General features: G+C 32.6%; 15 protein-coding genes and 1 pseudogene. 15 read left to right on the plus strand and 1 reads right to left on the minus strand.

Annotated features, from left to right (window positions below; translation table 11 throughout):
- Positions 1-4: 4 nt before the first annotated feature.
- From ACS3UD_RS01315 to ACS3UD_RS01385, 15 genes and pseudogenes are all read left to right on the plus strand, one after another.
- Entirely contained in the window at positions 5-502 is a 498-nt protein-coding gene (locus ACS3UD_RS01315) for an OsmC family protein (RefSeq protein WP_308138129.1), read from the plus strand.
- A 474-nt stretch (positions 503-976) separates the two neighbouring features.
- Complete coding sequence (locus ACS3UD_RS01320) at positions 977-1957, plus strand: hypothetical protein (protein WP_308138127.1); 981 nt, start codon at positions 977-979, stop codon at positions 1955-1957.
- A gap of 142 nt (positions 1958-2099) precedes the next feature.
- Positions 2100-2842 (plus strand): annotated as a pseudogene (rlmD, locus tag ACS3UD_RS01325) (23S rRNA (uracil(1939)-C(5))-methyltransferase RlmD); the annotation flags it as partial.
- A gap of 52 nt (positions 2843-2894) precedes the next feature.
- Complete coding sequence (locus ACS3UD_RS01330) at positions 2895-3020, plus strand: DUF7695 domain-containing protein (RefSeq protein ID WP_308138126.1); 126 nt, start codon at positions 2895-2897, stop codon at positions 3018-3020.
- A 136-nt stretch (positions 3021-3156) separates the two neighbouring features.
- Positions 3157-3495 carry a recombinase family protein gene (locus tag ACS3UD_RS01335; protein WP_308138125.1) on the plus strand — a complete coding sequence of 113 codons (339 nt, stop codon included), beginning with the start codon at positions 3157-3159 and terminating at the stop codon, positions 3493-3495.
- Positions 3496-3680: 185 nt separating this feature from the next.
- The gene (locus ACS3UD_RS01340) at positions 3681-4427 is read left to right on the plus strand and encodes a recombinase family protein (RefSeq protein WP_308138124.1); all 747 of its coding nucleotides are present in this window, start codon (positions 3681-3683) and stop codon (positions 4425-4427) included.
- 88 nt (positions 4428-4515) lie between these two features.
- Positions 4516-4758, plus strand: a complete 243-nt coding sequence (locus ACS3UD_RS01345; RefSeq protein WP_308138123.1) for a single-stranded DNA-binding protein — start codon at positions 4516-4518, stop codon at positions 4756-4758.
- Positions 4759-4819: 61 nt separating this feature from the next.
- On the plus strand, positions 4820-5626 hold the full coding sequence (locus ACS3UD_RS01350; RefSeq protein WP_308138122.1) for a DNA adenine methylase: 807 nt from the start codon (positions 4820-4822) through the stop codon (positions 5624-5626).
- Between the two features lie 18 nt (positions 5627-5644).
- A complete protein-coding gene (locus ACS3UD_RS01355) occupies positions 5645-7627 on the plus strand; it encodes an ATP-binding protein (protein ID WP_308138121.1) in 1983 nt (660 codons plus the stop codon).
- A 3-nt stretch (positions 7628-7630) separates the two neighbouring features.
- The gene (locus ACS3UD_RS01360; RefSeq protein ID WP_308138120.1) at positions 7631-8959 is read left to right on the plus strand and encodes a hypothetical protein; all 1329 of its coding nucleotides are present in this window, start codon (positions 7631-7633) and stop codon (positions 8957-8959) included.
- Positions 8960-9071: 112 nt separating this feature from the next.
- Entirely contained in the window at positions 9072-9665 is a 594-nt protein-coding gene (kwaA, locus tag ACS3UD_RS01365) for an anti-phage protein KwaA (RefSeq protein WP_308138119.1), read from the plus strand.
- The gene (kwaB, locus tag ACS3UD_RS01370; protein WP_308138118.1) at positions 9658-10647 is read left to right on the plus strand and encodes an anti-phage protein KwaB; all 990 of its coding nucleotides are present in this window, start codon (positions 9658-9660) and stop codon (positions 10645-10647) included. The genes kwaA and kwaB overlap by 8 nt, the downstream gene beginning before the upstream one ends.
- 406 nt (positions 10648-11053) lie before the next feature.
- Complete coding sequence (locus tag ACS3UD_RS01375; protein ID WP_308138117.1) at positions 11054-12850, plus strand: DUF4365 domain-containing protein; 1797 nt, start codon at positions 11054-11056, stop codon at positions 12848-12850.
- Between the two features lie 512 nt (positions 12851-13362).
- Positions 13363-13557: a hypothetical protein gene (locus ACS3UD_RS01380; RefSeq protein WP_440977716.1), complete on the plus strand. Its 195-nt coding sequence runs from the start codon at positions 13363-13365 to the stop codon at positions 13555-13557.
- Complete coding sequence (locus ACS3UD_RS01385) at positions 13551-13811, plus strand: hypothetical protein (protein ID WP_440977717.1); 261 nt, start codon at positions 13551-13553, stop codon at positions 13809-13811. Before ACS3UD_RS01380 ends, ACS3UD_RS01385 begins: the two co-directional genes overlap by 7 nt.
- A gap of 391 nt (positions 13812-14202) precedes the next feature.
- On the opposite strand, the gene ACS3UD_RS01390 is transcribed toward ACS3UD_RS01385, so the two are convergent.
- On the minus strand, positions 14203-15699 hold the full coding sequence (locus ACS3UD_RS01390) for a sigma-54 interaction domain-containing protein (RefSeq protein ID WP_308138115.1): 1497 nt from the start codon (positions 15697-15699) through the stop codon (positions 14203-14205).
- Between the last annotated feature and the right edge of the window lie 34 nt (positions 15700-15733).

Below are 15733 nucleotides of genomic sequence, written 5' to 3' on the forward strand. Positions count from 1 at the left end.
GTATATGATAATGAATAACATAAATTTTAAGGCAATGGAACAAGTTGCAACTGGAATAAAAGAAAACCCAGAACTTGGATTGAAGAAATGGACTGCTCACCTTAAATGGAAAGATGGCACAGAAAATACAGTTTTTCTAAGAGATTTTGCGCCATTAGTCATTGATGAGCCAAGTCAACTAGGAGGTACGGATAAAGGGGCTAACCCAGTTGAGCACTTAATTGCAGCGGCCGTAAGTTGCTTTGCGATTACTTTTGAGGTTTTTGCTAGTAAGGCAGATATTAAACTTGAAGAAGTATCTGTAGACATTGAAGCGGATTTAAATGTAGCCGTATTTTTAGGAATAGAAGAAGGTGACCTTGGAATTTTGAATCCTGTTGTCAAATTAAAGGCTAGTACTTCTGCTTCTAAGGAGAAGGTACAAGAAATAGCAAATCTTGCTCTTTCAGCATCACCGGTTATCAAGAGTCTCAATACAGAAGTAGCATTAGTTATTGAATAATTTAACATTGAATTTCGAAAATTAATGCCTTTTTAAAATTCAAAGTTATGAGCATAAAGAGAAACCGAAAAGCTTCCGTAATAAAGGAGGAGAATCATTATTGCTGAATATAAAACTAAAGGGGTAGAACCTATTAATTATGAAGATGTTGCAAAGCATATATATGTGTTAAGCTATTATTTTCATAGAACATTTGGCTTAGTGACTGGTATTACAGCTAACGAATATTAGGAATAGAAGATTATCTATGGCTGGGCAGGAACTATCTAAATCTGATGAAAAGGTAATTGATGTCCAACAGGACCGTCCAACAGGGACGGTTCTTTTTGTCATTAACGAATGTCTAAAAATTATTGAAAAAAATTACCAATTTGATATAATAACAAAGTAGTGAATTATGGTAAATATAAGCATGCATTACATTGGTAAAGCGCTCAATGTCAAAAGTATATGAAAGAAAGGTAAATGAAATGAATGAAGAAGAAAATTAAGATTTCAATCAAAGCTATTTTATTAATGTTTGTAATTACTATAGTTGCTATAGGTATCTATATTTTATATTCATCTCTTCAGTTAACTAAAATCAATCCAGATTCCGATTCAAGTTTTAAATGGCCGTATTATCTATATATAAATAACAATGTTAAGAGACAGGCTTTGTCAGGTGAAAAGGTCAATATATTAGTACTTCCCAATAATAGTATGGGAGTTACGGATGATTTCAAAAAGGATGATTTTATGGCGAAATTTACTGCTATTTTTGGGAAGACAGTGTTTGGAGATTTGAATACAATCATTCTTGTACCCATATTTCCAAGGCCGATGGAGCATAACTTAATTTATACGCATGCTCTGGATAGAGATGTATTTACTACTGACGTTTCAGAATTATATAGATTGGATTTGCAATTATTAGCTATGATAGATGATGTGACAGAAATATATAAAAAAGATGGTTGGAATATTGAAAGTAAAGTGTTGATGTGGGGGTTTTCAGCCAGTGCTATGTATGTAAACAGGTTTTCAATCATTCATCCGGATAGAGTACAGGCTGTATCAATCGGTTCACCGGGGGGCTGGCCAATAGCTCCAAGTAAAACATGGGAAGGAAAAATATTGCGATATCCGGTAGGAATAGCTGATTTGGACATTTTAACTGGTGACAGTATAAATCTGGAAGGATATAAAAGAATACCTCAGTTGTTTTTCTTGGGCGATGAAGATACAAATGATTCTGTACCTTATGATGAAAGCTTTGATCAGGCAGACCAGGAACTGGTAAATGGTTTATTTGGCGATACTCCTGTGGCACGGTGGGGCATAGCGGAGAGTATTTATGAAAGTATTGATGCGAATGTACAATTTAGATTGTATAAAAAAGTTGGTCATAGGCCAACGCTTAAATCAATCATTGAAACAAAGGACTTGTTTAGAAAAGTAATGAATATGGAGTAATTCTTATCTATCTATGTCTTCATAAGCCTATAAATTGATGCTCCGCCAAGGAATCATTAGTTTTAAGAGGCATCATTATCTCCCGCTCAACACATGTAGAGACGGTAGTATTGATAACAAGGTTAGGTAAATAGCGGGGCTGAAAATAATGGTTGTGTTGGTGCTTGCCTCACACATATTCCCTTCAAAGAACAATTTTATCAAAGCGCTCTTAAAAAAACATCCTGAAATTACAACAATAGTAATGAATGTTAACAATAAAAAAACAAGCATGGTATTGGGAGAAAGAGAACAGGTACTGTACGGCAGAGGATTCATAGAGGATACTCTGTGCGGAAAAGTTTTTAGAATTTCCCCAAAATCATTTTACCAGATTAATCCCGTCCAGACAGAAATTCTTTATGGAAAGGCAATCGAGCTTGCGGAGCTTAAGGGAAGTGAAACTGTAATAGAAGCCTATTGCGGAATAGGCACAATCGGAATAATTGCAGGAGACCATGTAAAAAAAGTACTTGGAGTCGAACTTAACAGAGATGCTTTCAAGGAAGCTATAACAAATGCAAAAAGAAATAAATCAAAAAATATATATTTTTCTACAACTGTGACGCCGGCGAATTTATGAATCAGATGGCCAGCGAAAAGCAATCAGCAGACGTTGTATTCCTAGATCCTCCAAGGTCAGGTAGCACGGAGCAGTTTTTAGATTCGATGATTTCAATCAATCCCAAAAAGATAGTCTATATTTCCTGCAACCCCGTCACATTAGAAAGAGATTTAGCCTATTTCACAAAAAGGGGCTATGAAGCAAAGACAGCAGTACCTGTTGATATGTTCCCGGGTACTGGGCATACAGAGGTTGTAGTCCTGTTGCAGCAGAAAGTATAATACAAAAGAGATGAGTATGTGCGATATCAAGAAGTTAAAATGGGAGAAAATATTGAAAAATAGTATACAATGCGAATGCTGCGGTGATATCATTGAATCGAAAACTGTGCATGATTTTGTAACGTGTTCTTGTGGCAGATGCAGTGTAGACGGAGGAATATTTATGCCGATCCGCTGAGAAAGGCAGTTATGTTGATTTATCAATAGTTGAAAATGAATAAAGATTACTTTGAGGCGTAAGAGTTTTTTACTTTTACGCCATTTCTATATTATTAAGTCACTAAAAAGATTTGAATGTGAAGGAGGATATGATTTTGAAAAAGATTACGTTTATTCCCGCAAGAAGCTCTTTAAAGAATATCGGAAAACTAAAGGTTACGGCATATTGCAGGGTCAGTACCGAGCGTGAAAGTCAGCGAAGCAGTATAGACATTCAAATCAGGTATTATACCGATTTGATTCAAAAGAATTCTGAATGGGAACTTTCAGGCGTGTTTTATAATTATGAAAGTGGGCTTAAAAAAGAGAAACGGAATGGTTTGGATACTATGCTTAAGAAGGCATATCGTGGTGAAATTGATTATATCATTACCAAGTCTATCAGCAGATTGTCCAGAAATGTGTTAGATACGTTAACTATTAACCGAAGTTAAAAGCAAAAGGTATAAATATATATTTTGAAAAGGAAGATTTAAATTCACTTGAAGCAGAAAAAGAAATAGATATTGCATTTAATGGAGTTTTAGCACAGGAAGAGAGCAGGAATTTAAGCGAAAAGGTTCAATGGGGATACAAACGCAAATTTGAAAGCGGGGATGACTTTGTAGGCAAAATACCTATGGGCTACAAGCGTGACAATGATGAATGGATGATCGTGCCGGAAGAAGCCTATATGATGAAGAAAATCTATCAGTTGTATTTGGAAGGCAGCACACTGCAACAAATAAAAGAGTATCTGGAAGAACATCAGATTAAAACTGCTACAGGGAAAGAAGCATGGGCAACAGCTGTTATTCAAAAGATACTGAAGAATGAGAAATATAAGGGTGATTCTTTATTACAGAAGACCTATACGGAAGATTTTATAACAGGAAGCAAAAGCAAAAATGCTGGTCAAAGAGAACGTAACTATATAAAGAATAGTCATCCGGCTATTATTACTGCCGAAGTATTTGATAAGGTTCAGGAAGAAATGTCTAGACGCGCAAGGCTAGTCCGTAAAGAAGATGGCACAATGGAATCCAGCACCAGCAAATATAATGGCAAATATCTTTTGGGAAATTTGCTTGTGTGTGGTGATTGCGGGGCATCTTACCGGAGGCGAACGGAAAGAGGTAAGGTAGTTTGGAGATGTTCTACAAGAATTGAGAAAGGGAAAGAAATGTGTGCTGATTCTCCCACATTGAATGAGGAGTGGATTCAGAAAGCTTTAGGCGAAATAGTTTGTGAGAATAGCACATATAATGAAGGGATAGTTAGAAATAATGTCGTAAAGATTTTGATTTTTAATGAGCATTTAGAAATATGTTGCAGGAATGAAAACAAACACAGCATCAAATGTTCTGTAGATATGTGTCTGAAATAATATTTTAATGTTGAAATGAAACAGGAAAAGTTATACAATTAGAATAACAATGTTGTTTATAATGTTATTCTGTTTTGGAGGTACACTTATGCAGAATGCTAATGAGTTGTTAGAAACTGCGAAAGATGAAATAAAGAATCTTAAATCAGGTGAAGTATTTTTGCTTCGTGATCTTTTTAAAGGCTATGAATGGAATCGAATATCACGTAGTAATCGGCTACTGTTAGGCACCTTATTTCTAAATTATATTAAATCGAATGACATATGTGTTGTATCTATTGAAAAGACTTCTTCAGGGCAACAAAAATACAGGAAAGAAAATAGTTTATGAAAGGAAGTATATTTGATGAAGATTTTTTATTTTCAATCGAATTTAGGAGCCTATTATCAATATGGATAAAACATTTTTAAAATGGGCAGGAGGAAAAAATTGGTTTATAAGTCATGAACAACATAGACTTCCAGCACAATATCATAGATACATAGATCCATTTTTGGGCGGAGGTTCGTTATATTTTTTTTTAGAGCCACCTATTGCAATAATAAATGATATAAATCGAGAATTAATTACGACATTTTCTGCGATACGAGATGATTGGCAAAGGGTAGAAAGAGCTTTAGTAGTTCATAGTAGACGTCACAGCCAAGAGTATTATTATCAAATACGTTCTATGCGTCCTAGAACACCAGCTACAATAGCTGCAAGAATGATTTATTTAAATAGGACTTGCTTTAACGGGATATATAGAGTAAATAGGAGCGGGGGATTTAATGTACCAATAGGTACTCATAATAACGTGATACTAAGTACTGATAATTTTGAACAACGATCAGCAATTTTACAAAATGCACAAATATTTTGTCAGGATTTTGAAGAAATCATTGACATGGCAGAGGCAGAGGACTTTTTGTTTTGTGATCCTCCATATTCAGTACAAGATGAAAATAATAGGTTTGTTAATTATACTGCCCAGCTATTTAATTGGAATGATCAAGTTAGATTAGCTCAATCACTTCATAGAGCAAAAGATAGAAATGTAAAGATCATTATGACAAATGTCAATCACCCAGCTGTCCGAGCATTGTATGAAAATGTGGAAGGCTATTATTTGGCAGAGGCTAATAGATATAGTTCAATTTCTGGTTTGGCTAGAGGCCGACAACAATATAACGAATTAATAGTAAGTGCTAATATATGATTTGAAGGAGGAATTATTATGGCAGGGTTACAAAATTTGGTTGACAGTTCAAATGTAGAGAATAATCCTATTACAAAAGTAAAGGAATTTATGGAGAGGCAAGAAAAGTATAAAATCGCGAATGAATATGGTAAATGGCGTTTTGTGGGTTATGTATTAGAATTAGGCTATAATGGAGCTAAAATAATAACTAATGACACATATAAGATGGAAGTTGGAGGGATACCAAGAGGCTCTTATTTGATTTTACTTCCATCAAATTATAAGCAAACTAAATCACATTTTACATTGCTACGGGTAAAAGGTATTGCTCCTACACCATTAACTGCTCAAGTACAACAGACTTATTTTGAAATGCATAAGCGATCTATGCCAGAACTTGATTTATGGACACAGTCTGATTTGCAATGGGGAGCACTTGAATGTGATGTTCTGGGAATGTTTTATGCAGACCCATTTAATGTAGATAAGCTTGCTTTTTCAGGAGATGTAAATAATATAGTAAGTCCACATCGATATGAAGTATATGCACCGGACGAAGAACTACTTAATATCATAGTTAATGGAACTGTTAAAACAGAGTTTAGGGAGAATATAGGAAAATTACGCACAATGGAATGTCAATTTGGGGTTGAAGAACAAGCTTCCGAAAATATTCCTGTAGATATTTCTATGAAAGATTTTATGGGTTGTAGAACGGCAATGTTTGGAAAAACAAGGCTAGGTAAATCTAATGTTGTAAAGCTACTTGCACAGGGTATGTTAGATGCTACAGCAGAAACTAAAAATGTAGGCCAACTCATTTTTGATACTAATGGTGAATACGCAAATGACAATAATCAAGATGGAAACTCTTCAATTTATTCTGCCAATAGGGATAGGTGTGATGTCTATGCGTTGACTCCACGAGCAGAAACACCTTCTAAGCAATTAAAATTGAATTTTTATGAAAATCCAGATACTTGCAAAGATATACTGAGTGGATTCCTAAAAGAGGATAATAAAAATTCAAACTATATAAATAATTTTTCAAGTGTAACCTTACCCTCTTTTGAAGAAATAAAAACTATTTCTGATAATGGTGATAAAACGAGAGCAATTAGAAGAATACAAATATATTGGGCAATATTATTTGAAGCTGGTTTTAAAGCGGATGAAAAAAGACTTAAAGCAAGTGGATTGGTATGTAATTATATAAAGCCTCTTGAGCCTCATTTTAATAAAGACTTTAGAAACAAAGCGTATAAGGGTAATGTTCCTAAACAACCTATTACGTTGCCTGAGCTAGTTCAAGAGCTCCGGATATTTGTTAATTACATAAGAGAAAGTAATGATCAACTTCCCAATAGTGATAAGGAACCTCTTTTTGATAAAGAAGACTGGGCCTTACTTAATTTCTTATTTCCCTCCACAGGCAGTAGTGGGCCAATTGTATTGGCGAAATATAAAGAATACCATTCATCACAAGCAACCGATTTTTTAACCGATATTGTTAAATTATTGAATGCTGGTAAAACCGTTATATTAGATTTGGGAAATGCAACAGATCGTATTAGAAAATATTTCTCAGATATACTTTCTCAGGAAATATTCTCAGCTCAAGAAAGAAAATTTGTTGAAAATAAACTTGGTGATAGTTATATTCAATTATATTTTGAAGAAGCACACAATCTTTTTCCACCTGAATCTAAAGATTTAACAGATGTTTATTCAAGATTTGCAAAAGAAGGAGCAAAATTCCATATTGGAATGGTTTATTCTACTCAATCACCATCTACAATAAATAGAGAACTTTTAGTACAAACAGAAAATTTCTTTGTAGGACATTTATCTTCTCAGGATGAAACAAAGGCATTAACAAGAATGCAGATAGCTTTTTCGGGAATAGAGGAAGATATTTTAAGGTCAAGAACTCCTGGATACATGAGAATGCTCACAATGTCACATAGGTTTGTTATCCCTGTATATGCAAAGTTATATCAACCTAAGAAAGGGGAATAAATCATGGCGTATTCAGCTGGAAATAGGTTGCCTTTTGAATCTGCTTCAAAATTAGGACATCTAAATGTTATCGAAAGCGAATGGGTAAAATCATTAATTGATGATTTTGAAATTGACGATCTAGGTTTGGGTAGTGATATAAATGATAGTATATGGGATACATATGACAGAAATAAAGAAAAAGTGCTTCAGCACATTTGGGTAGTTGATGGTTCATATGTTCCTGTGCAGGAGAACAATAAAGAAGTTGCGTTTGTTAAAACTGCATTGATGACTATCGAGCAATCCAAAATCGCAAAAATAGATAAAGAATTTCCGCACCCATTACAGCTCCAAGATATTATGAAGAATAGTGCACTTTTTCACTCAACTGTCTTTCCTTTAAAAAACATTAAAAGCGGTAAGGGAAACATATATGATACTGTAAGACATTCTATTTTTGACTCAATTAAAATTGAAGAACAAGGATTATATTTTGAGACATTGAAGTGGCTTGTATATGAAAAATGGAATATGGTTCATAAAAACTCGCCAGATTTTCAATGTCCACATTGCGGACTCAAAATAGATGATGGCATAGGCTATGATAAGGATGTAGATAACTGTAAATTCTGCGGTAAAGAAGTTCTTCTCACGGATATGATAGGTTTTCATTTAGATATGAGCGAGGATAGTGCTCCTGTAACTGTTGCATCCTCGTACATGATGATAATGGAAACGTTAATGCTATTCACAGTTATTCGTTTACATTGGGAAAGCAAAGATAAAAATCTTGTGTCGGAAACATTATATATCAAGGATGGTCCGATGACACTTGGTGGACAATATGCTAAATTGGTTCCTTGTATAAGAAATTTTCTTGATCATGCTAAACGGATAGGGCGTCCTATACATATAATGGGGTGTGAAAAATCAGGAAAGTACTTTGATTATTTACATACGATAGAAAGGTTTATACCATTAAATGATGGAGAAATTAAATATGCCGTATTAAGTCATGATTATATTAGAAAAGAAATTCAACGGGCACCTGAACATATAAACCCTTATGGTTCAAGAACTAATTATGGAGAAAAAGTATTTGTCATATTAGATAAAAACACTCAAATGGTCTTAAATATGTCGCCGGGTGAATATATTTCATCCTCAGATTTTCCTAAATCAGAAGATATAATGGGATTAGGTAGAATATTGGCTACATTGCCATCGTTAGTAAGCAGAAAATATGAGGGGGCACTATATCCAATAGAGTTGGTGAACGGAATCGCCTCCATGTCTAATTATCCATCTGCAAAAATACTTCAAGATTTTGTAAGAGACACATTGAAATAAGCTTAACATGCAATCTCATAAAGATATTGAATTTCTGTAGATGGAGTAAACATAAGTCCAAGAGGATAAAACTTGCTATCAAATTTATAGAATATATTAAAGGAGGACGTAAGTGTATAAGAATACTTGGATGAAATTTCAAATGTATTTATCATCATTATGGCTTCTTTTTTTAATGCTAATTGTAGTCAATGTCGATATTCCGATTGACTTTAGCAAAGAAGCTAGTTTTATAGGATTAGTCCCACTTTTAAAAAGAAATATTATTCCTTGTATAAGTATTATAATGTTAGGAATAAGTACAACATTTATAAAAACTTTTAACCATAAGATATCTTCTGGTACACAGGAGTATTTTGAGATAAAGAAGATAAAAAATAAGACTTATGAACATTTAACTTTCTTAACTACATATATCATCCCCTTAATATGTTTTGATTTATCCAAATTTCGCTATACGCTGGTACTCTTATTGCTTCTTATCGTCATTGCAATTATTTATGTAAAGACTGACATATACTACACGAATCCAACATTAGCAATCTTGGGATATCATCTTTATGAAGCAGATGTAGAACTTAGAGACGAAAAAGTACATGAAAGTTGCATTTTAATTACACGAGATAAAATTAAACAGAATAGTAAATTGGAATATTTGCAAATAGATGATGAAATATTTTTTGTGAAGGAGAAGGTACATGAGTGAAAACAGCACTAATAGTCGTACAAAATTATTAAATTTAATACAGAAGATTGAAGTTAACAAGGTAAATGGAGAACTCTTTTTCTTGTTAAAAAAAGATGATCGTTTAGAGATAAGAAAAGGAGATTTGGATGCAGGGACACAAGTAAAATTAACAGAAAATTTTTACAGACATACTGTTAATTATTTATTAAATGATGAGCTAAAGATAATGGGACTCACAGAGGCTGATGATAGAAAAGATGTTCTGTACAAGTACGATTATGAGCAACCTATTCAAGAGTTTGAACTAATCAATTCTGTTCAAACTGAAACTTCAGTACAAGAGTATGATATAAAGAAGGACAAGCTATCTGAAATTAAAGGTTTTATATTTGCATATGTACATAAAAATATTCGAGTTACTTTATACAAAGAAAATTATGAAGTTATGATGGTAAAAAAGAATACAGGTGAAAAGCCTTCAGAGAAAATCAATATATTGCTTACAGGTTCTAATCAGTTAAAGGAATTTGATGATTCAATTTTTAGACTAAACTATGACTTTGACTTTATGGTGGTTGAGGGAGAGTTATTTGTGAAGGACTTGAAAAAGTTAGAATCAAAATTCGGTTTTGTCGAAGTTGTCAAAAAGAAAGCAATCGAGAGTATTCACGAAATTGGTGTGCTTGATTTGGTGCAAGATATTACTAAGCTAGAACAAGGAATAAACGATGTGAGTTTTGCGAGAAAAGTGGTGAAAGTAGCTTCAAGATCTGTGGTATTAAGAAAATGTGATAAAAAAGATATAATTAATTTTATCGATACCTATGATGAAACATTAAAGAAAAAATTTAAATTCGATGAATCAGGACAATATATTAAGCTTGATACTAAAGTGTCAAGAACAGTCTTTTTGCAACTGTTGGATGATTCGTTCTTATATTCTCAACTAACATCAAGTAAATATCTTTCAGGATCAAAAGATGACATAAATAAAATCTAAAAAATAATTATATATATAGTGCCTTATAAAGTTTTTAAAAGGCACTATATTTGAAAGTTTTATTGCGTGCAATTAGAAACTAAGTGAAAATAAAAGCAGCAAGGAAAGTGGAGCAGAATATTGGTGATATTGCTTTTTATTGGTGAAGCAAAATCTTTGAAAAAAAGATTTCAGAGTCAATTATTCATAAAAGATATTACACTGCAAGGAGGCTACCAACTCCCTATGGCATCATTTTGTCTCCTCAAGGTATACAGAATGTATTGTCTAATTATATTGTAAAATTGGACTATAAACCAGTAGAATAAATATTAGGTTTCATCAATAGTTAAGGCTTTACCTATTTGGTGTTTATGAAATATCAAAAATATCTTAGATACAAAATAATAAAAGGCGGGTGAGTAAGTTGAGTAAAGATGTTAAAGCATTAAATAGTTATTTTACAGGTAATATTGGCGAATTGTCTGTAAATTTGATATACCAAAAGAATAATATTGTTTGCACTCCTTTAGGAACTTCTGATTTTGGCGAGGATTTACTATGTGATATTTTTTCTCTATCTAAGGATAATAAAGTAAGTATACGAACACAATTTTCTTTCAGAACACAAGTAAAAACAACTGAAGATATAAAAAAAGAGGGATATATTCGTAGAATAGCCAAAGGACTTTCAATATCTTTGCCGACGGGTCTCTTAAAAATATGGGAGCAAAGCTATTATCCTGTAGTTTTAGTTATGTGGGAAAGTTCAAGCGACACTGGATTCTGGTGCTTTCCAACAGAGCAAATTGAAACCTCTGGTTTAGAAAATGAAACTTTAAGCATTTCAGTAGAATTAAACAATGCCTTTAACAACAGTGGCGTACAAAGGATTAGGGAACAAGTAGAATTATATTATAACAATATGTATAAAATTGATAAAGCTAAATATCAATGTAATATTTATCCTGTTTGGATGCCTGGATATAGACTTTTCACTTCAATGGAAACTTATAAGATTGTTTCAGACAATAATACTAAAGCAAAAGCTGTATATCATATGGCTGATATGCTTCCAGCATTTTTATCTTCATATCATAATTGTAATCTTGGAAGTTTTCATGCTGGTATTGAATACTCTAACAAAGCTCAATCTCTTGAGCAGTTTTGGACAGAAGTTAATGACTTTATAGCTGGAAGTAAATTGACTTTACCTGGTAATGAATGGATATCATATATCATCAGCCCTGTAGAATTAATTTCAGAAATAGATAATAGAAAAATTTCTAATATCACGGATTGGTCGTGTTTTTCTGTAGTTGGAAATAATATTGTTTCAGATTTTGATTATACTTATAATTTAAGCCCCAACTATATTTATAGCGAGAAGGTACGAGCGACATCAGATGATCAAGAATTTTTTGTACATAGCAGCGGCGATTTTGCGGTAGAGGTTTTTTCAACTGGATTTTCATTTTTTACCCGGAAAGCAGATTTTCAACTGATGGATACTTTACACAGCAAATCTTTTTGCATATTAGATATTTCTAAATATAGTCCAGTAGAAGTTGGTGCTATTGCAGGTTGGTGTAATGAAAGCAATTATCGTTTTATAGAACTTGCTGATGATAAAGATAGAATTGTAATTTCTCATATGTTTTTTGAACCAGGTAGTTTCGGAACATTGTTGCCAGGAACCTCAACATGGAAGGAATGGGACGCGCTTAATTTTGATTCTGAAGAATTTTTTAATAAGTTACCACATGGCAATCCAGTAGACATAATAGAAAAGCAAAGAATCTTTAACAAGTATTTTCAGCATAACGAACGAATTTCTGATCTATGCTTATTGCGCTATTCTCAAGCATTGCATTCAGAAGCACTGTGTCATAACGAAAGACTTATTCGATTTATTACATATATCGAGCCTACTAATATAGTTGAATATGATGAAGGCTTTAAGGTAGCTGAGCAAAATCTAAAAGAGATATGCAAACACTTTAATCTGTATTATGATCCATATGAAGATATTACGGATGTAATTTTAGAAGTACAACCTTTAATAACCCAATCCACGCAAGAAGTAATAGCTAAAGTAGAAAATATCTATCATAACCTTATTAAGTCTATATATTTAGATAACAACCAACGAAAAAATATGGCATTCTATGTTAAATATCGGCTAGATAGATGGTTGCCTGAAAGCTTAGTACACCAAGATTAACATAGTAAGAGGACAAGGGAGAACTATCGTCCTGCGGTTTGCTTGCAACCTTTCCGCCAAGGGTATACCAGAGGGATGCGACATCTTTTTTACACACTCAAGGCACGTTGAGAGTATAATTCTGATGACGTATTGTGGCTCAGAGGACAAAAAGTAGAAGTTGGCTCAAACATATAGTGGTTTGAGGATGATTTTGGAGCAAAAATAGGGGTCAAAAAACACCGTTTTTTGACCCCTATTTTTGGCGTGATTTATAGATGACATAGGCTAAATTGAGTGATGACAAGGTTAAAATGGGTAAATGAAGGTTGAATAAGATATAAAATATTTTTCTGATTTGGGGAAAATTAATATAATCTTTGAAAGGAGCGAACTCGTCTTTAGAATACAGCTAATTAATTGCTCGGGGCAGTTAGTATAATCTTATAGCAGATTGCACAGAGGATAAATAAATTTGTTATCAGTTAACTGCACCGTTTATCGGCTTATACTAAATAAAAGGAGTAGTTATAATGAATTTAAAAGAGTTAAGAAGTAAGTGGAAATCTGAAGAAGCACATGCGTTCAAGGGATGGGATTTTTCATATATTATGATAGATGGGATAGTGAGGATTTACATTGGGATTATCATTCAATTGTTTTATCGTTTCTTAAAGATACTGATAAGATTTTGGATGTGGGAACTGGAGGTGGAGAATTTGTGCTAACACTTGAACATCCATATGCCTTGACTTACGTTACTGAGGCATATCCACCAAATGTAAAAATATGCATAGAAAACATTGAGCCACTTGGAATTACTGTCAGACAAGTATATGAAGATGATAAATTGCCCTATGAGAATAATTCCTTTGACATAATAATCAACCGTTATGAATCGTTTGATGCTTATGAAGTAAGTCACTTATTAAAAAAAGATTGCTTTTTTCCAAATCATACATTGGATAACAATGTTAGATAACTGGAAAACAATGGTTTTACAATACTGAAATCTGGAGAAGTATTTACTCCAATGTATTTTTATGATGTAGGTGCATTGGTATATTTCGCAAAAATAATTGAATGGGAATTTCCTGGATTTTCAGTCGATGCTTGTTTTGGAAATTTATGTAAATTACAAAAAGAACTAGATGCAAATGGTTTTATTAAATGTACCGTGCTTTTTTATTGTCAGTTTATATTTTACATCAATCAAAAAGAACCGTCCCGCAAATTGTCAATCCAACTTATTGACCAAGATCACCAATAAAGGCATAGAGGATTCCTTCCTTGTGGTTATGTCACTTAGTTCTAAGGTGTCATGACGTAAATTTAAGCAACATAATGCATAATGATTAATTATTGTAATTTCTTTATTGCTCCCAAGTTTTTTCAATACCAAGCTGTTTTGCTTTTCTTACTATAGTTGGTTGTGTGGTTTTTAATGCTATAGCTGCTTTATAAGTGGTTTTATATTTTTTAAGGGCATTTTTTATTAATTTTCGTTCTAATGACTGCACTGCTGCTTTAAGTGAAATGCCTTCTTCCTCTTGAAAGCTATCTTCAAATTCTAATTTAATTACTTCGTTGGGATTTGTGATAGCAAGAACTTGATTTGCATTTATTACGTCTTTTTCTCCAACTATAACTAATCTTTCGATAGCATTTTTCAACTCTCTTATGTTACCTGGCCAGTCATATTGTTCTAAATAAAACAACGCTTTATCATTAAAAAAATTATTTTTATCATATTTTATGTTGAATTCCTCTAAAAACTTTAAACAAAATAGTTTTATATCTTCTTTTCTTTCTCTTAATGGTGGTATTTTTAATGGTAATACATTTAATCTATAATATAAGTCTTGACGAAAAGCTCCCGATTTAATAGAATTAAATAAATTTTCATTTGTTGCAGATATTACTCTTACATCTAATTTTATTTTTTTTGTTCCTCCTACTCTCATGAATTCATTTTCTTGTAACACTCTCAACAATTTAGGCTGCAAGCTGAGTGGCATTGAGCCGATTTCATCAAGCAAAATAGTACCACCATTGGCAAGTTCGAACAATCCTTCTTTTGATGTAACTGCACCTGTGAATGCACCTTTTTCATATCCAAACATTTCAGATTCAAGGAGATTTTCTGGAATAGCCGCACAATTAACTGTAATAAAAGGTTTGGTATTTCTTGAGCTATTTGTATAAATTTCTTTTGACAACACCTCTTTACCTACACCGCTTTCGCCTAATATTAAAACAGATGCATCTGTTTTTGCAATAGACGGAATTAATGATTTAAGCTCTTTGATTTTTTTAGAGGTGCCAATTATTTTGGAGTTATCTTTGCTTTCCTTAAGAAATTTAATTTTTTCATTTAGGATTTTATTTTTTTCTATTTCAGAATCTAACCTCTCCTTCCAATCTGAAATTTTAGTTAGGTCTTGCACTAATGTAAATACATATTCTATTTCATTTAATCCATTAAATATAGGTGTACTGGTAACCATTAGTTTTCTGTCGTCAGACGAATTTGTTACCATTGACACTTTTTTTCGGTCTTTTAATGCCAATATAGCAGTTGATTGAGAAGAAGTTTCATCAAACAAGTGATAATCTACAAAAAAATCATCATTCATATGATTTTTTTCATTAATAGAAAGAAAATATTTTAATTGAAGACTCATTATATCCTGAATATGTTTTCCGAAGGCTTCTTCCTTTTTCATATTATAAGTTTTACACCAAGCTTTATTAACAAATATTATTTGGCCTTTATTATTTATTATATGTATAGGATGATCAACTAAATCAGAAACCAAAAAAGCATTTAAGTATTTATAACTTTCAGGAAAACTATAATTATATATCAAAATACCAACCTCCTAAGTTATTATAAGTTATTTA

Source organism: Sedimentibacter sp. LTW-03 (genome assembly GCF_052059825.1).
Taxonomy (GTDB): domain Bacteria; phylum Bacillota; class Clostridia; order Tissierellales; family Sedimentibacteraceae; genus Sedimentibacter.